The following is a 21,714-nucleotide window of genomic DNA, read 5'->3' as shown; positions in this document are numbered from 1 at the left end:
AGCGAGCCCATGACGCGTAAACCAGCCACGATTGCCGTACGCAGCGGCCTGAACGACGACGAACAGTATGGCTGCGTTGTCCCGCCGATTCATTTGTCCAGCACCTATAACTTTACCGACTTCAACCAACCCCGAGCCCATGATTACTCGCGCCGCGGCAACCCGACGCGCGACGTGGTGCAACGCGCGTTGGCGGAGCTGGAAGGCGGCGCCGGCGCGGTGATGACCGGCAGCGGGATGTCGGCGATCCATCTGGTGACCACCGTGCTGTTGAAGCCGGGCGATCTGCTGGTGGCGCCGCACGACTGTTACGGCGGCAGCTATCGGTTGTTCGACAGCCTGAGCAAGCGTGGCGCCTATCGCGTGCTGTTCGTCGATCAGGGTAATGAAGCCGCCCTGCAGCAGGCGCTGGCGCAAAAGCCGAAGCTGGTGCTGATTGAAAGCCCCAGCAATCCGCTGCTGCGGGTGGTGGACATCGCGGCGATCTGCGCCGCCGCACACGCGGCGGGCGCGTTGACGGTGGTGGACAACACCTTCCTCAGCCCGGCCCTGCAACAGCCGATCGAACTCGGTGCCGATCTGGTGGTCCATTCTTGCACCAAATACCTGAACGGGCATTCGGACGTGGTGGCCGGCGCGGTGATTGCCAAAGATCCCGAGCTGGCGGTCGAATTGGCCTGGTGGGCGAACAATATCGGCGTGACCGGCGGCGCGTTCGACAGCTATCTGCTGCTGCGCGGCATGCGCACGCTGTCGCCACGCATCAAGGCGGCGCAGCAAAACGCCGAAGCGATTGTCGGCTATTTACAGCAGCAACCGCTGGTGAAAAAGCTGTATCATCCCTCCCTGCCGGAAAATCCGGGGCATGAGATCGCCCGCCGGCAGCAGCGCGGCTTCGGCGCGATGCTGAGTTTTGAACTGGACGGCGATGAAGCGGTGCTGCGCCGTTTTCTCTCTGCCCTTGAGCTGTTTACTCTGGCAGAATCGCTGGGCGGCGTAGAAAGCCTGATCTCGCATGCAGCGACCATGACCCACGCCGGCATGGCGGCGGAGGCGCGGGCAGCGGCCGGCATCTCCGAGAGCCTGCTGCGCATTTCCGTGGGTATTGAAGACAGTGAAGATTTGATTGCCGATCTGGAACGCGCGTTCCAGGCGGCGGCAACGAGGTAAGCATGAATGCAATTGCTGTAGCAGGGCCGGTGAGCGGGCGTCAACTGCACAAGTTTGGCGGCAGCAGTCTGGCGGATGTGAAGTGTTATCTGCGTGTGGCCGGGATTATGGCGGAATACAGCCAGCCGGGCGACATGATGGTGGTATCGGCCGCCGGCAGTACCACCAACCAGTTGATCAACTGGCTGAAGCTCAGCCAGAGCGATCGCCTGTCTGCGCACCAGGTGCAGCAGACGTTGCGTCGCTATCACAGCGATCTTATCGGCGGCCTGCTGCCGGCGGAAAGCGCCGAGCCGCTGATCGCCGAGTTCATTCAGGATCTGGAACGTCTGGCGGTGCTGCTGGACGGCAAGGTCGACGAGGTGTGCTATGCCGAAGTGGTCGGGCACGGCGAGATCTGGTCGGCGCGCCTGATGGCGGCGGTGCTCAACCACCTGGATATGCAGGCGGCCTGGCTGGACGCGCGTGATTTCCTGCGCGCCGAGCGCGCCGCGCAGCCACAGGTGGATGAAGGCCGTTCTTATCCGCTGCTGCAGCAATTGTTGGCTCAACATCCGGGCAAACGCCTGGTGGTGACCGGCTTCATTTCGCGTAACGACGCCGGGGAAACCGTGCTGTTGGGACGTAACGGCAGCGATTACTCTGCCACTCAGGTCGGCGCGTTGGCCGGCGCGGCGCGCGTCACCATCTGGAGCGACGTGGCCGGGGTATACAGCGCCGACCCGCGCAAGGTGAAAGACGCCTGCCTGTTGCCGCTGCTGCGCCTGGACGAAGCCAGCGAGCTGGCGCGCCTGGCGGCGCCGGTGCTGCATACCCGTACCCTGCAGCCGGTCTCCGGCAGCGATATCGATCTTCAGCTGCGCTGCAGCTACCAGCCGGAGCAGGGCTCGACGCGCATCGAGCGCGTATTGGCGTCCGGCACCGGCGCCAAGATTGTCACCAGCCACGATGACGTGTGTCTGATTGAGCTGCACGTCGCCGCTCAGCACGACTTCAAACTGGCGCAGAAAGAGTTGGATCTGGTGCTCAAGCGCGCGCAGATCAAACCGCTGGCGGTGGGCATTCATCCTGACCGCAATCGGGTGCAGCTGTGCTACACCTCCGAGGTGGTCAACAGCGCGCTGGCGACCCTGCAGGCCTCGGCGCTGCCGGGTGAACTGCACCTGCGCGAAGGGTTGGCGCTGGTGGCGATGGTCGGCGCCGGGGTTTGCAAGAACCCGCTGCACAGCCACCGTTTCTATCAGCAGCTGAAAGATCAGCCGGTCGAGTTTATTTGGCAGGCGGAAGATGGCATCAGCCTGGTGGCGGTATTGCGCCAGGGGCCGACCGCGCTGCTGATTCAGGGGCTGCACCAAAGCCTGTTCCGCGCCGAGAAGCGCATCGGTCTGGTGCTGTTCGGCAAGGGCAACATCGGGTCGCGCTGGCTGGAGCTGTTTGCCCGCGAGCAGACCAATATTTCCGCGCGCAGCGGTTTCGAATTTATCCTGGCGGGGGTGGTGGACAGCCGCCGCAGCCTGCTGAACTACGACGGACTGGATGCCAGCCGCGCATTGGCGTTCTTTGAGGACGAGGCGCAGGCGCTCGACGAAGAGTCGCTGTTCCTGTGGATGCGCGCGCACCCGTTCGACGATCTGGTGGTGCTCGACGTGACCGCCAGCGAAGAGCTGGCCGGGCAGTATCTGGATTTCGCCAGCTACGGTTTCCACGTGATCGGCGCCAACAAGCTGGCGGGTGCCTCATGCAGCGATACCTATCGCCAAATTCGCGACGCCTTCGCCAAAACCGGCCGCCACTGGCTGTATAACGCCACCGTTGGCGCCGGCCTGCCGGTCAACCATACGGTGCGCGATCTGCGCGACAGCGGCGACAGCATTTTGGCGATCAGCGGCATCTTCTCCGGCACGCTTTCCTGGCTGTTCTTGCAGTATGACGGCACGGTGCCTTTCACCGAGCTGGTGGATCAGGCCTGGCAGCAGGGGCTGACCGAACCGGATCCGCGGGTTGATCTCTCCGGTCAGGACGTGATGCGCAAGCTGGTGATCCTGGCACGCGAGGCGGGCTACGACATCGAACCGAACCAGGTGCGGGTCGAGTCGCTGGTGCCGGCGGGCTGCGAGCAGGGTTCCGTCGATCAGTTCTTCGAGAACGGCGAGGCGCTGAACCAGCAGATGCAGCAGCGCTTTGAGGCCGCCAGCGAAATGGGCCTGGTGCTGCGTCACGTGGCGCGTTTCGACGCCAACGGCAAGGCGCGGGTCGGCGTGGAGGCGGTGCGTCCTGAGCATCCGCTGGCCTCGCTGCTGCCGTGCGACAATGTGTTCGCCATCGAAAGCCGCTGGTATCGCGATAATCCGCTGGTGATCCGCGGGCCGGGCGCCGGCCGCGACGTGACCGCCGGCGCGATCCAGTCAGACCTTAACCGGTTGGCGCAGCTGCTTTAATCCTCTGCGGGCGCGGGTTCACCGCGCCCCTTTGCTTTTACTGCCATACTTATCCCTGTCGCCGTCATGAAATTCCCTCGTTGAGCGGGTGAGGATTAATCATCTTATTCCCCTCATTTTCCTGTTGACTCTTTAGCCAACATGCGGCATTTTCTATCTAGACGTCTAAACGTATAGACGCTCATCAAGATGAAATAAAAACAGTGATCGATAAGAGGTGAGCAGGGTATGAGTTTTTTCCACGCAAACCAGCGGGAAGCGCTGAATCAGAGTCTGGCGGAGTTGAACGGCCAGATTAACGTATCATTCGAGTTCTTCCCGCCGCGCACCAGCGAGATGGAGGAGACCCTGTGGCAGTCGATCGATCGTCTGAGCATCCTCAAACCCAAATTCGTTTCCGTCACCTACGGTGCCAACTCCGGCGAGCGCGATCGCACCCACAGCATCATCAAGGGGATCAAGGAACGCACTGGCCTGGAGGCGGCGCCGCACCTGACCTGCATCGACGCCAGCCCGGCGCAGCTGCGCGACATCGCGACCGATTACTGGAACAGCGGCATCCGCCATATCGTGGCGCTGCGTGGCGATCTGCCGCCGGGCGGCGGCAAGCCGGAAATGTACGCGACCGATCTGGTGGCGCTGCTGAAAGACGTGGGCGACTTCGACATTTCCGTCGCCGCCTACCCGGAAGTGCACCCGGAGGCGAAGAGCGCCCAGGCCGATTTAATCAACCTGAAGCGCAAGATCGACGCCGGCGCCAGCCGCGCCATCACCCAGTTCTTCTTTGACGTCGAGAGCTACCTGCGTTTTCGCGACCGCTGCGTCGCCGCCGGTATCGACGTGGAAATCGTGCCGGGCATTCTGCCGGTGTCCAACTTCAAGCAGCTGCAGCGTTTCGCCACCATGACCAACGTGCGGGTGCCAAGCTGGATGACCAGCATGTTCGAAGGGCTGGACGACGATGCGGAGACCCGCAAAATGGTCGGCGCCAACATCGCCATGGACATGGTGAAGATCCTCAGCCGCGAAGGGGTGAAAGATTTCCACTTCTATACGCTGAACCGTGCAGAGATGAGCTACGCGATCTGCCACACGCTGGGCGTGCGCCCGGTGGCCGCCGCCTGACAGGCCTGTTCTGTTGAAAAAGGGCGCCGCTTTACCGCGGCGCCCTTTTTTTGTGGGGAAACATAAAAAAACGGCCCCGATAAACGGGGCCGCGATTAGGCTCACTAGCCGGTGTTGCGCATCCCGGCGGCGACGCCGGCGATGGTGACCATCAGCGCTTGCTCAACGCGGGCGTCCGGCTGATCCTGCTGGCGTGAACGGTGCAGCAGCTCGGCCTGCAAGACGTTCAGCGGGTCGGTATAAACGTTGCGCAGCGCGATGGATTCGGCGATCCACGGCAGGTCTTCCATCAGGTGGGCATCGTTGGCGATGGTCAGCACCACCTTGATGTCGCTTTCCAGCTGCTCGCGCAGCTGTTGGCCCAGCGGCCACAACGATTTATCCACCAGGCGCTGATCGTAGTATTCCGCCAGCCACAGGTCGGCCTTGGCGAACACCATTTCCAGCATGGCGATGCGGGTGGAGAAGAACGGCCAGTCGCGACACATCGCCTCCAGTTCCGCCTGCTTACCGGCTTTCACCGCTTCCTGCAATCCGGCACCGGCGCCGAGCCAGGCCGGCAGCATCAGGCGGTTCTGCGTCCAGGCGAAGATCCACGGAATGGCGCGCAGGCTCTCCACGCCGCCGTTCGGCTTGCGTTTGGCCGGGCGTGAGCCCAGCGGCAGTTTACCCAGCTCCAGCTCCGGCGTGGCCGCGCGGAAGTAAGGCACGAAGTCCGGGTTTTCACGCACGTAGCCGCGATACATCCGGCAGGAAGTCTCGGACAGGTCGTCCATCAACGCCCGCCATTCTTTCTTCGGTTCCGGCGGCGGCAGCAGGTTGGCCTCGAGGATCGCGCCGGCATACAGCGCCAGGCTGCTGATGGTGACCTCCGGCAGGCCGAATTTGAAGCGGATCATCTCACCCTGTTCGGTGACGCGCAGGCCGCCCTTCAGGCTGCCCGGCGGCTGCGACAGCAGCGCCGCATGCGCCGGTGCGCCGCCGCGGCCGATGGAGCCGCCTCGGCCGTGGAACAGCGTCAGCGCCACGCCGGCCTTTTCGCAGGTTTTGATCAACGCGTCCTGCGCACGGTACTGCGCCCAGGAGGCGGCCATCACGCCGGCGTCTTTCGCCGAGTCGGAGTAGCCGATCATTACCATCTGTTTGCCTTGAATAAAGCCGCGATACCAGTCGATGTTCAGCAACTGGGTCATCACGTCGTCGGCGTTGTTCAGATCGTCGAGGGTTTCGAACAGCGGGGCGACCGGCAGCGCGAACGGGCAGCCGGCCTCTTTCAGCAGCAGGTGCACCGCCAGCACGTCGGAAGGCGTGCGCGCCATCGAAATCACGTAGGCGGCGATCGAGCCCTGCGGCGCTTCGGCGATCACCCGGCAGGTTTCCAGCACTTCCTGCGTATCGGCGCTCGGTTGCCATTTCAGCGGCACCAGCGGGCGTTTGGAGTTCAGTTCGCGGATCAGGAACGCCTGTTTATCGGCTTCCGACCAGCTTTCATAGTCGCCCAGCCCCAGATAACGGGTCAGCTCGGCGATGGCTTCGGTATGGCGGGTGCTCTCCTGGCGCACGTCGATGCGCACCAGCGGCACACCGAAGCAGCGCACGCGGCGCAGGGTATCCAGCAGTTGACCGTTGGCGATGATGCCCATGCCGCAGGCCTGCAGCGACTGGTAGCAGGCATACAGCGGCTCCCACAGCTGCTCGTTGTTCACCAGCAGGTCGTGCGGTTTCAGTACGCGCTCGCCTTTCAGGCGGCCTTCCAGATAGGCCTGGGAGCTCATCAGCTGGCTGCGCAGCTGCTTCATGATTTCGCGGTACGGTTCCTGAACTTCGTCACCGCCGGCGCGGGCGCGCAGCTCCGGGGTGCATTCGGTCATCGACAGCTCGGAGACCAGCACCTGAATATCGCGGGTGAACAGGTCGCAGGCTTTCCAGCGGCTGAGCAGCAGCACATGGCGGGTAATTTCGGCGGTCACGTTCGGGTTGCCGTCGCGGTCGCCGCCCATCCAGGAGGTGAAACGCACCGGCACCGCTTCCGCCGGCAGGCTGTAATCGATGGAGTTTTCCAGCTGTTCGTTGAACTCGCGCAGGAACGCCGGCACGCCTTCCCACAGGCTGTTTTCCACCACCGCGAAGCCCCATTTGGCTTCGTCAATCGGGGAGGGGCGATGTTTGCGAATTTCATCGGTGTGCCACGACTGGGCCACCAGTTGGCGCAGGCGGCGCATGATCTTGTTGCGCTCGTAGTCGGCCAGATCGTTGTGATCGAGCTGGCTGAGGCAGGTGTTGACCTCCACCAGCTTGTGGATCAGGGTGCGGCGGGTGATCTCCGTCGGGTGTGCCGTCAGCACCAGCTCGATGGAGAGTTGCGACACCGCGTGCTGCAACTCTTTGTCGCTGAGCTTTTTGTCTTTGAGACGGCTGAACAGCTGAGCCAGCGCTTCCGGGTTGCTGGCGGCCTCGCCGTTGGGCGAAATGCTGTGGTACTGCTCGGCGACGTTGGTCAGGTTGAGGAACTGGCTGAAGGCGCGCGCCACCGGCAGCAGCTCGTCGTTGGACAGGTTCTGCAGGGTGGAGAGCAGCTCCTGGCGATGCGCTTCGTTGCCGGCGCGTGAGGATTTGGAAAGCTTACGGATGGTCTCAACGCGATCGAGAATATGCTCGCCCAGCGCTTCTTTGATGGTATCGCCGAGCAATTTGCCGAGCATACTGACATTACTGCGCATTGCCGAATATTGTTCGTTCATATAACCCCTGACCCAGTTCTGTATGATTTTTATCTTGTAAATAAATTTCACGCGTCAGGCGCAGACCGCCTGCCTGATCACATCGCGTTCCTGTCCAATCGTCAATTGACACTATTTTTAGCAAAAAAACATCAAAATCGGCGCTTTTTCTGAAATTTAATTACGCCGCGTCGGTTATCAGCGTGGCTTATTTCGCCGGTTTCTACTTATTTTGAGGTAGGGAAAAGCATAAAGCATTTCCCCTGTTAAATGTCGGGTTTATTGCCGGCAAAAGTGATTGACCAGCTGGCCCAACAGTTTGCGCGTCGGTTCGATAAACGCGGTGTCGAGGTATTCGTCCGGCTGGTGGGCCTGATCGATGGAGCCGGGGCCGAGTACCAACGTCGGGCAGACCTGCTGTACGAACGGCGCTTCGGTGCAGTAGTTGACCACCTGCGTGCGGGTGCCCAGCAGTTCCTCGATCACCGCCACCATGCGGTGGTCGGTCGGGCATTCGTAACCCGGCACCGACGCGTGCAGCTCTTCGATGGTCAGGCGGCCCGGCCAGCGTTGGCTCACCGGCTCCAATGCCTGATGCATCAGCTCGTTGATGTTGTCGAGCGTCATGCCGGGCAGCGGACGGATATCCAGGTGCAGCTCGCAGCAGGCACAGATGCGGTTGGCCGCGTCGCCGCCGCTGATATGGCCAAAGTTCATGGTGGGATAAGGCACGGCGAACGCCGGATTGTTGTAGCGTTCCTGCAGGGTTTTACGCAGCTCCATCAGGCGGCCGATGGAGTCGTGCATCAGATCGATGGCGTTGACGCCGCGCGCCGGATCGCTGGAATGGCCGGACTGGCCGACGATGCGAATGGCGTTGGCCATGTGGCCCTTGTGCGCGCGCACCGGCTGCAGCGAGGTCGGTTCGCCGATGATGGCGAAATCCGGACGAATGGCGGTGGAGGCGGCGAAATAACGCGCGCCGGCCATCGTCGTTTCTTCATCTGCGGTAGCCAGAATGTACAGTGGCTTGGTCAGTTTGCTCGCGTCGATGTCGCGCACCGCATCCAGAATAAAGGCGAAGAAGCCTTTCATGTCGGCGGTGCCCAGGCCGTAGAGCTTGTTGTCGTGCTCGGTCAGGGTGAAGGGATCGCGCGTCCAGCGGCCTTCGTCGTAAGGCACCGTGTCGGTATGGCCGGCCAGCAGCAGGCCGCCGCTGCCTTCGCCGATGCTGGCCAGCAGGTTGAATTTGTGGCGCGATTCCGGCACCGGCTGTACGTCGACGCGAAAGCCCAGGTCGGCAAACCATCCGGCCAGCAAGTTGATTAACGCCTCATTGCTCTGATCGAGGCCGGCATCGGTGGCGCTGATTGACGGAGTGGCGATCAACGCCCGGTACAGCTCAATAAATGGAGGTAATTTCATCTTCACTGTTGACAGCCTTTGGTTAGGATAGTATCAATATTCATGCATTTATTTTGAATAAAAATACAGTAAGCCGGTGCATAAGGGAACCCGATACCCAGATGTTTATAAAAGCATCAACGCCTGGCTCCGTGGGTGAACGGCGCAACAACGCTGGCTAGCCCTGTTACCTGGGTCGCAAGCGACCGCACGTCAGTTTAGAAGGTGAAAGGCCACATGTTGAATACGCTGATCGTTGGTGCCAGCGGTTACGCCGGAGCGGAGCTCACGGCTTACCTGAATCGCCACCCACACATGAACATAACCGCTTTAGCGGTTTCAGCGCAAAGTGCAGATGCAGGAAAGTTGCTTTCCGATCTCCATCCCCAGTTGAAAGGCATCGTCGATCTGCCGCTGCAGCCGTTGATCGACGTTGCCAAGGCGGCGCAGGGCATCGACGTGGTGTTCCTCGCCACCGCCCATGAAGTCAGCCACGATATCGCACCGGCCTTTCTGGCGGCGGGCTGCGTGGTGTTCGATCTGTCGGGCGCCTTCCGCGTGCAGGACGCCGGTTTTTATAGCCAGTACTACGGTTTCGAACATCAGCATGGCGCCCTGCTGGAGCAGGCGGTATACGGTCTGGCGGAATGGCAGAGCGACAAGATTAAACAGGCGCAGCTGATTGCCGTGCCGGGGTGTTACCCGACGGCGGCGCAGCTGGCGCTGAAACCGTTGATCGAAAAACAGCTGCTGAACCTCGACCAGTGGCCGGTGATTAACGCCACCAGCGGCGTCAGCGGCGCCGGGCGCAAGGCCAGCATGACCACCAGCTTCTGCGAAGTGAGCCTGCAGCCGTACGGTATTTTCACTCATCGGCACCAGCCGGAGATCGCCGCGCACCTGGGTGTGCCGGTCATCTTTACGCCGCACCTGGGCAATTTCCCGCGCGGCATCCTTGAAACCATCACCTGCCGCCTGAAGGCCGGCGTGACCGCGCAGGACGTCGCCGCCGCCTATCATGCCGCCTATGACGACAAGCCGCTGGTGCGGTTGTACGACCAGGGTGTACCGGCGCTGAAAGCGGTGGTGGGGCTGCCGTTCTGTGACATCGGTTTTGCGGTGCAGGGCGAGCATCTGATCGCCGTAGCGGTGGAAGACAACCTGCTGAAAGGCGCGGCGGCGCAGGCGGTGCAATGCCTGAATATCCGTTTCGGCTTCCCGGAAACCCAGTCACTCCTTTAAACCAGCGTGAGTAAACAGCAATGAACCCGTTAATTATCAAGTTAGGTGGCGTGTTATTAGACAGTGAAGAAGCGCTGGAGCGTCTGTTTACCGCGCTGGACAGCTACCGGCAGCAGCATCAGCGTCCGCTGGTGATCGTGCACGGCGGCGGCTGCGTGGTGGACGAACTGATGAAGCAGCTCGCTTTGCCGGTGGTGAAAAAGAACGGCCTGCGGGTCACGCCGGCCGATCAGATCGACATCATCACCGGCGCGCTGGCCGGCACCGCCAACAAAACGCTGCTGGCGTGGGCGATTAAACACCAAATCAACGCCGTCGGCCTGAGCCTGGCGGATGGCGGCAGCGCGGTCGTGACCCCTCTCGATCCGGCATTGGGCCACGTCGGCAACGCGCAGCCCGGTTCGCCCGCGCTGCTCAATACCCTGCTGAGCGCTGGCTACCTGCCGGTTGTCAGCTCCATCGGCATCACTGCCGAAGGGCAGTTAATGAACGTGAACGCCGATCAGGCGGCGACGGCGCTGGCGGCGACGCTGGGGGCGGATCTGATCCTGCTGTCGGACGTCAGCGGCATCCTCGACGGCAAGGGGCAACGCATTGCGGAAATGACGGCGCAAAAAGCGGAACAACTGATCGCGCAAGGCATCATCACCGATGGTATGGTGGTGAAGGTGAATGCGGCGCTCGACGCGGCCCGCACCCTCGGCCGCCCGGTGGATATCGCCAGCTGGCGCCATGCCGATCAGCTTTCTGCTTTGTTTAACGGCGTGTCGATTGGCACCCGGATCCTCGCTTAATTTTAGAATTAGAAAGGAATAGATCATGCAAAACCAAGGCATCAAAAAAATCGTTCTGGCGTACTCCGGCGGCCTAGATACCTCGGCCATCATTCCATGGCTGAAAGAGAACTACGGCGGCTGTGAAGTGGTGGCGTTCGTGGCGGACATCGGTCAGGAGCGCAGCGATCTGGAAGGCGTGGAGCAAAAAGCCCTGCAGTCCGGTGCCTCTGAATGTCACGTGGTCGATCTGCGTGAAGAATTTATCCGCGATTACGTTTATCCGGTGCTGCAGACCGGCGCCCTGTACGAAGGCAGCTACCTGCTGGGCACGTCGATGGCGCGGCCGATCATCGCCAAGGCGCAGGTCGAGCTGGCGCTGAAAGTGGGCGCCGACGCGCTGTGCCACGGTGCGACCGGCAAAGGCAACGACCAGGTGCGTTTCGAGACCACCTACACCGCGCTGGCGCCGCAGCTGAAAGTGGTGGCGCCGTGGCGTGAGTGGAACCTGCGTTCCCGTGAAGCGCTGCTGGATTACCTGAAAGAGCGCAACATCCCGACCACCGCATCGTTGGAGAAGATCTACAGCCGCGATGAAAACGCCTGGCACATCTCGACTGAAGGCGGCGTGCTGGAAAGCCCGTGGAATGCGCCGAACAAAGATTGCTGGGTGTGGACCGTCGATCCGCAGGAAGCGCCGGATCAGCCTGAGCAGGTGACCGTCACCGTTGAGAAAGGCCGCGTTGTGGCGGTTAACGGTAAAGCGCTGTCGCCGTACCAGTGCCTGGAAACCCTGAACGCGCTGGGCGCCAAGCACGGCGTCGGCCGTATCGACATCGTGGAAAACCGCCTGGTGGGCATCAAATCCCGCGGCTGCTATGAAACCCCGGGGGGCACCATCATGGTGGCGGCGCTGCGCGCCGTCGAGCAGCTGGTGCTGGACCGCGACAGCTTCAAATGGCGCGAGCAGCTGGGCCTGGAGATGTCTTATGTGGTGTACGACGGCCGCTGGTTTGCGCCGCTACGCCGCTCGCTGCAGGCTTCCGCCGAAGCGCTGGCTGAAGAGGTGAACGGCGAAGTCGTGCTGCAGCTGTACAAAGGCCAGGTGACGGCGACCCAGAAGAAATCGGCCAACAGCCTGTACTCCGAAGAGTTCGCCACCTTCGGCGAAGATGAAGTTTACGATCACAGCCACGCGGGCGGCTTTATCCGTCTGTTCTCTCTGTCTTCACGCATCCGCGCGTTGAACGAGAAAAAGAATAAATAATCGATTGGCGTGACTCTGCAAGGGCGCAGCATGCTGCGCCTTTTCGTATAAAATTCATACCCTAAATAATTCGAGTTGCAGGAAGGCGGCAAGGGCGAGAGTCCCGATGAGCTTACATCGGTAAGTGATTCGGGTGAGCGCTCGCAGCCAACACACCTGCGGCTCGAAGTATGACGGGGACAGGAGTAAGGTATGGCACTTTGGGGCGGACGGTTCACTCAGGCGGCGGATCAGCGGTTCAAGCAACTTAACGATTCGCTGCGGTTCGATTATCGCCTGGCGGAGCAGGATATCGAGGGCTCGGTGGCCTGGTCTAAAGCGCTGGTGACCGTTAACGTGTTGACGGCAACGGAGCAACAGCAGCTGGAACAGGCGCTGAATGCGCTACTGGCGGAAGTTCAGGCCGATCCTTTGGCGATCGTCCAAAGCGATGCCGAAGACATCCACAGCTGGGTGGAGCAGAAGCTGATCGAGAAGGTCGGCGATTTGGGCAAGAAGCTGCACACCGGCCGCAGCCGCAACGATCAGGTCGCGACCGATCTGAAGCTGTGGTGCAAACAGCAGATCGGCGATCTGCATCAGGCAATCGTCCAGCTGCAGCAGGCGCTGGTGGAAACCGCCGAAGCCAACCAGGATGCGGTGATGCCGGGGTATACCCACCTGCAACGCGCGCAGCCGGTGACTTTCGCGCACTGGTGCCTGGCCTATGTCGAGATGCTGGCGCGCGATGAGAGCCGTCTGCAGGATACCCTGAAGCGGCTGGACGTCAGCCCGCTGGGCAGCGGCGCGCTGGCCGGCACCGCTTATCCTATCGATCGCGAGCAGCTGGCCGGCTGGCTGGGCTTCGCCTCGGCGACCCGCAACAGCCTGGACAGCGTATCCGATCGCGATCACGTGCTGGAGCTGCTGTCCAACGCCGCCATCAGCATGGTGCACCTGTCGCGCTTTGCCGAAGATCTGATCTTCTTCAACAGCGGCGAAGCGGCGTTTGTCGAGCTGTCCGACCGTGTGACCTCCGGCTCTTCGCTGATGCCGCAGAAGAAAAACCCGGACGCGCTGGAGCTGATCCGCGGCAAATGCGGCCGCGTACAGGGCGCGCTGACCGGCATGATGATGACGCTGAAAGGCCTGCCGCTGGCGTATAACAAAGACATGCAGGAAGACAAAGAAGGGCTGTTCGACGCGCTCGACACCTGGATGGACTGCCTGCAGATGGCGGCGCTGGTGCTGGACGGCATTCAGGTGAAACGCCCGCGCTGCCAGGAAGCGGCGGAGCAGGGCTATGCCAACGCCACCGAGCTGGCGGATTACCTGGTCGCCAAAGGCGTGCCGTTCCGTGAAGCGCACCATATCGTCGGTGAGGCGGTGGTAGAAGCCATTCGCCAGGGCAAACCGCTGGAAGCGCTGCCGCTGGCGGATTTGCAGCAGTTCAGTGCGACGATCGGCGACGATGTTTACCCGATCCTGGCGTTGCAATCCTGCCTGGACAAGCGTGCGGCCAAAGGCGGCGTCGCGCCGCAGCAAGTGGCCGCGGCAATCGCCGCAGCGAAACAGCGTTTGGCCTGACGACGTCAAGGGCGGCCCGGCGCCGCCCTTGAACCTTTACCCCGCCAGGCGTGCGCACAGATAACGGTTCAGGCTCACGCCTTCCTCCATCGCGCCGATCGCCAGCCGCCGATGCTGTTCCGGCGTCATGCGCAACACCAGTTTTCCGCTGAAGTTTTTTTCCGCCAGCGCCTGCGGGGGCGTTTCGCCTTGCGCCAGCATGTCGGCGATTGTTTCGCTCACCACTTTTTCGATACCCTCCAGTGCGCCGGTACGCGTGGCGGCCAGCCAGGACAGCGAGGGGAATTCGGCGCACAGCCCGACATATTCACGATCTTCCGCTGACCAGGTGATGCGATAGGTATAGTGCTCATGCTTTTCCATGTTCTTCCTCCATTCTGGCTCCTTCCTTCATTTTGGTATCATTATTGGTATCATTTCAATGTCGAAGCATAAAAAATGAGCGCAGAAGGGCCGTGAGGCAAGAGGAGGAAGGAAAATGTGGAAAGTGCTGCGCAAAAAACCGGGCCTGAAGGCCCGGTGGGGTTGAACGGAGAATGAGAGGTTATTCGCCCGGACAGCGCTGGCAGCGCTCGATTTCGGTCACGCCGAGTTTGAGCTTCGCCTGCAGATCGCGCAGCGCGGTGCGCAAGCCTTCTTCAATCACCGGGTGATAGAACGGCATGTCCAGCATCTGATCGACGGTCATCTGCTGCTGGTGCGCCCAGGCCAGCAGGTGTGCGATGTGCTCGGCGTCTGGGCCGATCATTTCCGCGCCGAGGAAACGGCCAGTGCCTTGCTCGCCGTAGACGTGCAGAATGCCCTTGTTGCGCAGCATCACCCGCGAGCGGCCCTGATTCTCAAACGAGACGTTGCCCACTTCAAAGCAGCCGCAGGCGCTGAACTTCTCGCTCAGCTCGCGGAAGGTTGAGCCGACCATGGCGATCTGCGGATCGGAGAACACCACCGAAATCGCGCTGCGGCGCAGGCCCGGATTGATCTCTGGGAAGCTGCCGGCGTTGGCGCCGGCGATGCGCGCCTGATCGCTGGCCTCATGCAGCAGCGGCAGCTGGTTGCTGGCGTCGCCGGCGATGAAAATATGCGGCACGCTGGTTTGCATCGTCAGGCGGTCGGCCAGCGGCACGCCTCGGGCGTCGAGCTGCAGGCCGGTGTTGTCGAGACCCAGCCGATCGACGTTGGGGCGGCGGCCGGTGGCGGCCAGCACGTAGTCCACCAGGATCTCCTGCGGTTGGCCCTGCAAATCCTGATAGCGGATAAACACCTTGTCGCCTTCGCGCTGCATCATCTCTACCTTCACGTCGGCGTCGAGGTAGAACTCTTCCCCCAGCGCTTTGGCGGCGTAATCGCGCACGGCGCTGTCGGTCAGCGGCCCAACCGCGCCGCCGATGCCGAAGACCTTGGTGTCGACGCCGAGGCGGTGCAGCGCTTGCCCCAGCTCCAGCCCGATGACGCCGGGGCCGAATACCGCGACGGACTGTGGCAAATCATCCCAATTGAACAGATCGTCGTTGACGATCAGACGATCGCCCAGTTCGTTCCACGGCGCCGGCCAGCTGGGGCGAGAACCGGTGGCGATCACGATGCGCTGCGCCACGATGCGCGTATGCTCATCGACCTGCAGCGTGTTGTCGTCGATAAACCGGGCATAGCCCTGAATTTTGTCGCCGGCCGGGATCTCGTCCACGCCTTCCAGCACGAAGCCGACGAAGCGATCGCGTTCGCGCTTGACGCGCGCCATCATTTCGCGCCCGTCGATGCGGGTTTTACCGGTTGGGTGCACGCCAAAGCCCGGCGCGCGTTCGATTTGATGCACCGCTTCGGCAGCGGCGATCAGCAACTTGGATGGCATACAGCCAACGCGCGCGCAGGTGGTGCCGTAAGGCCCGCCTTCGATCATCACCACGCTGGGGGTAGACAGTTTGGCCGCGCGATAGGCGCCGAGCCCTGCGGTGCCGCCGCCGATGACCGCGACATCAACGTTCAACAGTTTCATATCCGCTCCTGAAAGGTAAAAAAAGGGCGGGCCGTAGCCCGCCAAAGTTCACGTTGGCTTTGTTATTACTTATTAAGCTGACAGGAAAGTTTCCAGATCGTCGCTGCCACCGATGTGACGGCCGCCGATGAACACTTGCGGCACCGTGGCGCGGCCGCTGACGGCGCGCAGGCTGACGGTGGTGGCGTCTTTGCCCAGTACGATCTCTTCATACTGAATGCCGCGCTCTTGCAGCATCTGCTTGGCTTTGGCGCAGAATGGGCAGCCCGGCTTGGTGAACAGGGAGACCGATTCCTGCACTTTGAATTCCGGCGCCAGGTATTTCAGCATGGTGTCGGCGTCGGACACTTCAAACGGGTCGCCCGGCTTGTTCGGCTCGACGAACATTTTCTCGACCACGCCGTCGCGCACCAGCATCGAGTAGCGCCATGAACGTGGGCCAAAGCCCAGATCCGCTTTCTCGACCAGCATGTTCATGCCTTTGGTGAATTCACCGTTGCCGTCCGGCACGAAGGTGATGTTTTCCGCATGCTGATCGGCCTTCCAGGCGTTCATCACGAAGGTGTCGTTCACCGAGACGCACAGAATGCCGTCGACGCCGTGCTGCTTGAATACGCTGGACAGCTCGTTGTAGCGCGGCAGATGGCTCGAAGAACAGGTTGGCGTAAACGCGCCCGGCAACGAGAACACGATAACGGTTTTGTTTTTGAACAGGTCATCAGTGGTCACATCAATCCATTGGTCGCCCTGACGGGTGTGGAAAGTAACCTGAGGAACTTTCTTGCCTTCTTGACTGGTAAACATTGATTAACCCCTTAATTAGGAAAAGTAATTTTTAGCATTTAGCGCGATATCGCTTCGTTGGGACACATTATTGTCGCTGGGGCTTGATAGATCTAATCGCTCATTGCTATCTTATCTATCGCCATGAGCTATCATGGAATGGAGGGAAACAATGAATATTCGTGATTTAGAGTATCTGGTCGCCTTGGCCGAGCACCGGCACTTCCGCCGTGCGGCCGATTCATGCCATGTGAGCCAGCCCACGCTGAGCGGGCAGATCCGCAAGCTGGAAGACGAGTTGGGCGTCATGCTGCTCGAGCGCACCAGCCGCAAGGTGCTGTTCACCCAGGCGGGTCTGCTGCTGGTGGAGCAGGCGCGTACCGTGCTGCGCGAAGTGAAAGTATTGAAGGAGATGGCCAGCCAGCAGGGCGAAGCCATGTCCGGGCCGCTGCACATCGGCCTGATCCCGACCGTGGGGCCTTATCTGCTGCCGCAGATCATCCCGACGCTGCACAAAACCTTCCCGAAACTGGAAATGTACCTGCACGAAGCGCAAACCCAGCAACTGCTGGCGCAACTCGACAGCGGCAAACTGGACTGCGCCATTCTGGCGCTGGTGAAAGAAACCGAGGCATTTATCGAAGTGCCTTTGTTCGATGAACCGATGAAGCTGGCGGTGTATTCCGATCACCCGTGGGCGCAGCGCGAGCGCGTGGCGATGCCGGATTTGGCGGGAGAGAAGCTGCTGATGCTGGAGGATGGCCACTGTCTGCGCGATCAGGCGATGGGCTTCTGCTTCCAGGCGGGCGCGGACGAAGATACTCACTTCCGCGCCACCAGTCTGGAAACGCTGCGCAATATGGTCGCGGCCGGCAGCGGCATTACCCTGCTGCCGTCACTGGCGGTGCCGCCGCAGCGCGAACGCGACGGCGTCTGCTATCTGGATTGCTACAAGCCGGAGCCGAAGCGCACCATCGCGTTGGTGTATCGCCCCGGTTCCCCACTGCGCAGCCGTTATGAACAGTTGGCCGAAGCGATCCGCGAGCACATGCAGGGTTACATCGACAACGCGTTAAAACAGGCGGTTTAAGCCGTTAAGCGCCGCCACCCGGTAGGCTTCGGCCATGGTCGGATAGTTGAAGGTCGTATTAACGAAATACTCGATAGTATTGCCTTCACCTTTCTGTTCCATGATCGCCTGGCCGATGTGGATGATCTCCGCCGCACGCTCGCCGAAGCAGTGGATCCCGAGGATCTGCAGGGTGTCGCGATGGAACAGGATCTTCAGGCTGCCGACGTTCATCCCGGCGATCTGCGCACGCGCCAGATGTTTGAACTGGGCGCGGCCCACTTCATACGGCACCTTCATCGCCGTCAGTTCCTGCTCGGTTTTGCCGACGGAGCTGATTTCCGGAATGGTGTAGATGCCGGTCGGGATATCTTCGATTAAGTGACCGCTGGCTTCGCCGGAAGCAATCGCCTGCGCGGCGATGCGACCCTGATCGTAGGCGGCGGAAGCCAGGCTCGGATAGCCGATCACGTCACCGACCGCGTAGATGTGCGACAGCGCGGTTTGGTACATGCTGTTCACCTTCAGCAGCCCGCGGCTGTCCGATTCCAGGCCGACGTTTTCCAAGCCCAGCGAGTCGGTGTTGCCGGTACGGCCGTTGGCGTACAGCAGGCAGTCCGCTTTCACCTTCTTGCCGGACTTCAGGTGCACGATCACGCCGTCTTCGGTGCCTTCAATCTTCTCGAACTCCTCGTTGTGGCGGATCACCACGCCGTTGTTCCAGAAGTGGTAAGAGAGCGAATCCGACATCTCCTGATCGAGGAACGCCAGCAGGCGATCGCGGGTGTTGATCAGATCCACCTTGACGTTCAGGCCGCGGAAGATAGACGCATACTCGCAGCCGATCACCCCGGCGCCGTAAATGATCACGTGGCGCGGTTCATGACTCAGCTCGAGAATGGAGTCGCTGTCGTAGATGCGCGGGTGATTGAAATCGACGCTGGCCGGATGGTAAGGGCGCGAGCCGCAGGCGATCACGATGTGGTCGGCGCGGATGGTGTCCTGGGTGCCGTCCATATAGCTGACGCTAACGGTGTTGGCGTCGATGAAGCGCGCGTCGCCGGCGAACAGTTTGCACTGGTTCCGCTCATAGAAGCCTTGGCGCATGCGGGTCTGCTGGCTGATGACGTTATCGGCGTGGCGTAAAATGTCAGGGAAGGTCGCGCTGAGTGTGCGCGAGTTGTTGTAAAGCGGGTTCTGGTTGAATTCGATAATGCGGCTGACGGCGTGGCGGAGGGCTTTGGAAGGGATGGTGCCCCAGTGGGTACATCCGCCGCCTACGTTGTTGTACCGTTCGATAACGGCCACGCGGGCACCCTGTTTCACCAGCCCCATGGCGGCACCTTCACCACCAGGGCCCGAGCCAATCACAATGGCATCAAATTGATAGTGCTGTTGCATGTAGGAGAGACCTGTTTTTTTATACAAGATTACAACGGTATCTTAACATCATAGCGCTGCTCACCCAATCACCATTAGGCTTTTTGAGGCAAAGCACAATCGGCTCAGGGCGGAAGTGTGATAGAGCGCGTTAGTATAAATGCTGTTGCAATAAAATTTGCTATATTGCCGAGTCTAGGGCGTTAGACTGAGAGAATGGAACCTATCCGGATATGCATATGGGCGTCAGAGCACAACAAAAAGAACGGACTCGTCGTTCCCTGATCGAAGCCGCATTCAGCCAGCTGAGCGCCGAACGCAGCTTCGCCAGCCTGAGCCTGCGGGAAGTTTCACGCGAGGCGGGCATCGCGCCCACGTCGTTTTACCGCCATTTCCGCGATGTGGATGAGCTGGGGCTGACCATGGTGGACGAAAGCGGCCTGATGCTGCGTCAGTTGATGCGCCAGGCGCGCCAACGCATCGCCAAGGGCGGCAGCGTGATCCGCACCTCGGTGTCCACCTTTATGGAATTTATCGGCAACAACCCGAATGCCTTCCGTCTGCTGTTGCGCGAGCGTTCCGGTACGTCGGCGGCATTCCGTGCGGCGGTGGCGCGCGAGATCCAGCATTTCATCGCCGAATTGGCGGACTACCTCGAGTTGGAAAACCACATGCCGCGCAGCTTTACCGAAGCGCAGGCGGAGGCGATGGTCACCATCGTGTTCAGCGCCGGCGCGGAAGCGCTGGATATCGACGTCGAGCAGCGGCAGCAGTTGGAAGAACGGCTGGTGCTGCAACTGCGGATGATCTCCAAAGGGGCGTATTACTGGTATCGCCGCGAACAAGAAAAAGCTTCTGTGTCCCACGTATAAAAAGGTAAAAAGTGATGGAAAAACCAGGCCGTGAAAATGGCACCTTACTGCTGGCGTTGATTGCCGGCCTTTCGATCAACGGTTCCTTTGCCGCGCTGTTCAGCTCGGTAGTGCCGTTTTCGATCTTCCCGCTGATCGCATTGGTGCTGGCGGTGTACTGCCTGCATCAGCGTTACCTGAACCGCGCCATGCCGGACGGCATGCCGAAGCTGGCGGCGGCCTGCTTCCTGCTGGGGCTGCTGATGTACAGCGCCATCGTGCGCGCCGAATACCCGCAGATCGGTTCCAACTTCCTGCCGTCGGTAATCTGCGTGGCGCTGGTGCTGTGGATCGGGGTCAAGCTGAAGGCGCGCAAGGCGCCGGATGCGCCGACTCAAGAGTCGTAATGAAACGGGGCGCCATGATGGCGCCCCTGTCGTATCAGCGGTGCTTTTCCAGCAGCACGCCGCATTCCATGTGATGGGTATACGGGAACTGATCGAACAGCGCCAGGCGGCTGACCCGGTGCGTGGTCTGCAGCGTTTCCAGATTGGCGCACAGCGTTTCCGGGTTGCATGAGATATACAGAATGCGCGGGTAAGCCTGCACCATCTTCACCGTTTCAGCATCCAGCCCACTGCGCGGCGGATCGACGAAAATCGTCTCGCAGTTGTAGCCGCTCAGATCGATGCCTTTCAATCGGTTGAATTCGCGCACTCCGTTCATTGCCTGAGTGAAGTCTTCTGCCGCCATGCGGATGATCTGCACATTGTCGATATGGTTGGCAGCGATGTTGTATTGCGCCGCCGCCACCGACGGTTTGGCGATCTCGGTCGCCAGCACGCGCTCGAAATTGCGCGCCAGCGCCAGCGAGAAGTTGCCGTTGCCGCAATACAGCTCCAGCAAATCGCCTTTGGAACCGGCGGTCACCGCCAGCGCCCATTCCAGCATCTGCACGTTCATGGCCGCGTTGGGCTGAGTAAAGCTGTTCTCCACCTGGCGGTAGATCATGTCGCGGCCGGCGACCGGCAGCACTTCGTCAACATAATCCTGGTCGAGCATGATTTTGGTCTTCGACGCCCGGCCGATCAGTTGCAGATCGAAACCCTGAGCGCGCAGTTCGTCGCGCAGCTGCTCGGCGCGCCGTTGCCAAACGTCATCCAGCTTGCGGTGGTACAGCAGCGAGGCGATGATTTTGCCGCTTTGCGTCGACAGATAATCGATCTGGAACAGCTTGTGACGCAGGATCGGCTCCGGTTTCAGTGCGGCGATCAGGGCGCTCATCAGGCGGTTGATCAGTTCGCTGGCGGCAGGGAACCGATCGACGCGAATACGCTGCTTGGTCTGCTGATCGAACATGATGTGGTACATGTCGTCCGCGTCGTGCCAGATGCGGAATTCGGCGCGCATGCGGTAGTGGTCGACTGGCGAGCGGAACACTTCCGGCTCGGGCGCCGCGAACGGTGACATCAACGTCTTCAGGCGGGCGACTTTCTCCGCCAGTTGGTCATCGTAACGTTCAATAGGCAAATTCTCGGGCGTCATGTGTGTCTTCTCGTCAGGCAAATTTGATCAGCGGGGATTGTAGGGAATCAGCCCGTGAAGTCCAGTTTTGTCGCGTTTATTATTTGTAACATTAGTAGCAGTCTAGACATCTATTTTCATTGATCGTAGCATTGCCGTCCGGCCTCAAGCAGCGAGTGAAAAGGGAATCCGGTGTGAATCCGGAGCTGACGCGCAGCGGTAAGGGGAAGTCACGGCGATAGCGTTTCGACGCAGACACTGTCCACTGCAGGATGGGAAGTCATCGCCCGTTGCCGGTCGCGCCCCGCGGCCCGCAAATCCCAAGCCCGAAGACCTGCCGGTGTTACGTCGCAATGTCCGTGGCCGTCGCGAACTACCGGCCATGATCCTGCGGCATCCGCCAATTAAG

The 21,714-nt window shown here is 60.9% G+C and carries 17 protein-coding genes and 1 riboswitch; of the genes, 10 read left to right on the top strand and 7 right to left on the bottom strand.

Going from position 1 to position 21,714, the window contains the following annotated elements:
- Positions 1-9 precede the first annotated feature (9 nt).
- From metB to metF, 3 genes are all read left to right on the top strand, one after another.
- Complete coding sequence (gene metB / locus QDT79_RS03705; protein WP_025304659.1) at positions 10-1,170, top strand: cystathionine gamma-synthase; 1,161 nt, start codon at positions 10-12, stop codon at positions 1,168-1,170.
- Between the two features lie 2 nt (positions 1,171-1,172).
- Entirely contained in the window at positions 1,173-3,608 is a 2,436-nt protein-coding gene (locus QDT79_RS03700; RefSeq protein ID WP_107228026.1) for a bifunctional aspartate kinase/homoserine dehydrogenase II, read from the top strand.
- Positions 3,609-3,836: 228 nt separating this feature from the next.
- Positions 3,837-4,733 (top strand): methylenetetrahydrofolate reductase, encoded by an 897-nt coding sequence (metF, locus tag QDT79_RS03695; protein ID WP_033645217.1) that lies wholly within the window; start codon positions 3,837-3,839, stop codon positions 4,731-4,733.
- A 104-nt stretch (positions 4,734-4,837) separates the two neighbouring features.
- Here metF and ppc read toward each other — a convergent pair whose 3' ends face one another.
- Together ppc and argE are read right to left on the bottom strand one after the other, a co-directional pair.
- A complete protein-coding gene (ppc, locus tag QDT79_RS03690) occupies positions 4,838-7,474 on the bottom strand; it encodes a phosphoenolpyruvate carboxylase (protein ID WP_308316215.1) in 2,637 nt (878 codons plus the stop codon).
- Between the two features lie 258 nt (positions 7,475-7,732).
- Entirely contained in the window at positions 7,733-8,878 is a 1,146-nt protein-coding gene (gene argE / locus QDT79_RS03685; RefSeq protein ID WP_199200150.1) for an acetylornithine deacetylase, read from the bottom strand.
- Between the two features lie 216 nt (positions 8,879-9,094).
- Between argE and argC the strand changes: the two genes are divergently transcribed.
- The 4 genes from argC (at position 9,095) to argH (ending at position 13,705) form a co-directional block, all read left to right on the top strand.
- Positions 9,095-10,099, top strand: a complete 1,005-nt coding sequence (argC, locus tag QDT79_RS03680; protein ID WP_063991332.1) for an N-acetyl-gamma-glutamyl-phosphate reductase — start codon at positions 9,095-9,097, stop codon at positions 10,097-10,099.
- 20 nt (positions 10,100-10,119) lie between these two features.
- Positions 10,120-10,893, top strand: a complete 774-nt coding sequence (gene argB / locus QDT79_RS03675) for an acetylglutamate kinase (protein WP_063991333.1) — start codon at positions 10,120-10,122, stop codon at positions 10,891-10,893.
- A gap of 25 nt (positions 10,894-10,918) precedes the next feature.
- Positions 10,919-12,139, top strand: a complete 1,221-nt coding sequence (locus QDT79_RS03670) for an argininosuccinate synthase (RefSeq protein ID WP_019452247.1) — start codon at positions 10,919-10,921, stop codon at positions 12,137-12,139.
- A 192-nt stretch (positions 12,140-12,331) separates the two neighbouring features.
- Positions 12,332-13,705, top strand: coding sequence for an argininosuccinate lyase (argH, locus tag QDT79_RS03665; protein ID WP_149560005.1), 1,374 nt, complete (start codon positions 12,332-12,334; stop codon positions 13,703-13,705).
- A 36-nt stretch (positions 13,706-13,741) separates the two neighbouring features.
- On the opposite strand, the gene QDT79_RS03660 is transcribed toward argH, so the two are convergent.
- The 3 genes from QDT79_RS03660 to QDT79_RS03650 form a co-directional block, all read right to left on the bottom strand.
- A complete protein-coding gene (locus QDT79_RS03660; protein WP_019452249.1) occupies positions 13,742-14,068 on the bottom strand; it encodes a type II toxin-antitoxin system HicB family antitoxin in 327 nt (108 codons plus the stop codon).
- A gap of 181 nt (positions 14,069-14,249) precedes the next feature.
- A complete protein-coding gene (locus QDT79_RS03655) occupies positions 14,250-15,698 on the bottom strand; it encodes a dihydrolipoyl dehydrogenase (protein WP_308316214.1) in 1,449 nt (482 codons plus the stop codon).
- Between the two features lie 72 nt (positions 15,699-15,770).
- Positions 15,771-16,502 carry a glutathione peroxidase gene (locus tag QDT79_RS03650; protein ID WP_019452251.1) on the bottom strand — a complete coding sequence of 244 codons (732 nt, stop codon included), beginning with the start codon at positions 16,500-16,502 and terminating at the stop codon, positions 15,771-15,773.
- A gap of 151 nt (positions 16,503-16,653) precedes the next feature.
- Between QDT79_RS03650 and oxyR the strand changes: the two genes are divergently transcribed.
- Positions 16,654-17,571, top strand: coding sequence for a DNA-binding transcriptional regulator OxyR (gene oxyR / locus QDT79_RS03645; protein ID WP_033636422.1), 918 nt, complete (start codon positions 16,654-16,656; stop codon positions 17,569-17,571).
- On the opposite strand, the gene sthA is transcribed toward oxyR, so the two are convergent.
- Positions 17,554-18,951: a Si-specific NAD(P)(+) transhydrogenase gene (sthA, locus tag QDT79_RS03640; RefSeq protein WP_004931047.1), complete on the bottom strand. Its 1,398-nt coding sequence runs from the start codon at positions 18,949-18,951 to the stop codon at positions 17,554-17,556. The genes oxyR and sthA overlap by 18 nt on opposite strands.
- Positions 18,952-19,169: 218 nt before the next feature.
- On the opposite strand from sthA, the gene fabR reads away from it, so the two are divergent.
- Positions 19,170-19,802 (top strand): HTH-type transcriptional repressor FabR, encoded by a 633-nt coding sequence (gene fabR, locus QDT79_RS03635; RefSeq protein WP_004931044.1) that lies wholly within the window; start codon positions 19,170-19,172, stop codon positions 19,800-19,802.
- A 14-nt stretch (positions 19,803-19,816) separates the two neighbouring features.
- Positions 19,817-20,188: a YijD family membrane protein gene (locus QDT79_RS03630; RefSeq protein WP_049201879.1), complete on the top strand. Its 372-nt coding sequence runs from the start codon at positions 19,817-19,819 to the stop codon at positions 20,186-20,188.
- A gap of 34 nt (positions 20,189-20,222) precedes the next feature.
- Here the strand turns inward: QDT79_RS03630 and trmA are convergent, their stop codons facing one another.
- Complete coding sequence (trmA, locus tag QDT79_RS03625; protein WP_107228019.1) at positions 20,223-21,326, bottom strand: tRNA (uridine(54)-C5)-methyltransferase TrmA; 1,104 nt, start codon at positions 21,324-21,326, stop codon at positions 20,223-20,225.
- A gap of 115 nt (positions 21,327-21,441) precedes the next feature.
- A riboswitch (cobalamin riboswitch) is annotated at positions 21,442-21,661 on the top strand.
- Positions 21,662-21,714: the final 53 nt, after the last annotated feature.

This window comes from Serratia marcescens (assembly GCF_029846115.1).
In the GTDB taxonomy this organism is placed as follows: Bacteria; Pseudomonadota; Gammaproteobacteria; order Enterobacterales; family Enterobacteriaceae; genus Serratia; species Serratia marcescens_L.
The sequence above is the reverse complement of the archived record's forward strand: the minus strand, read 5'-3'. Positions and strand labels throughout refer to the sequence as shown.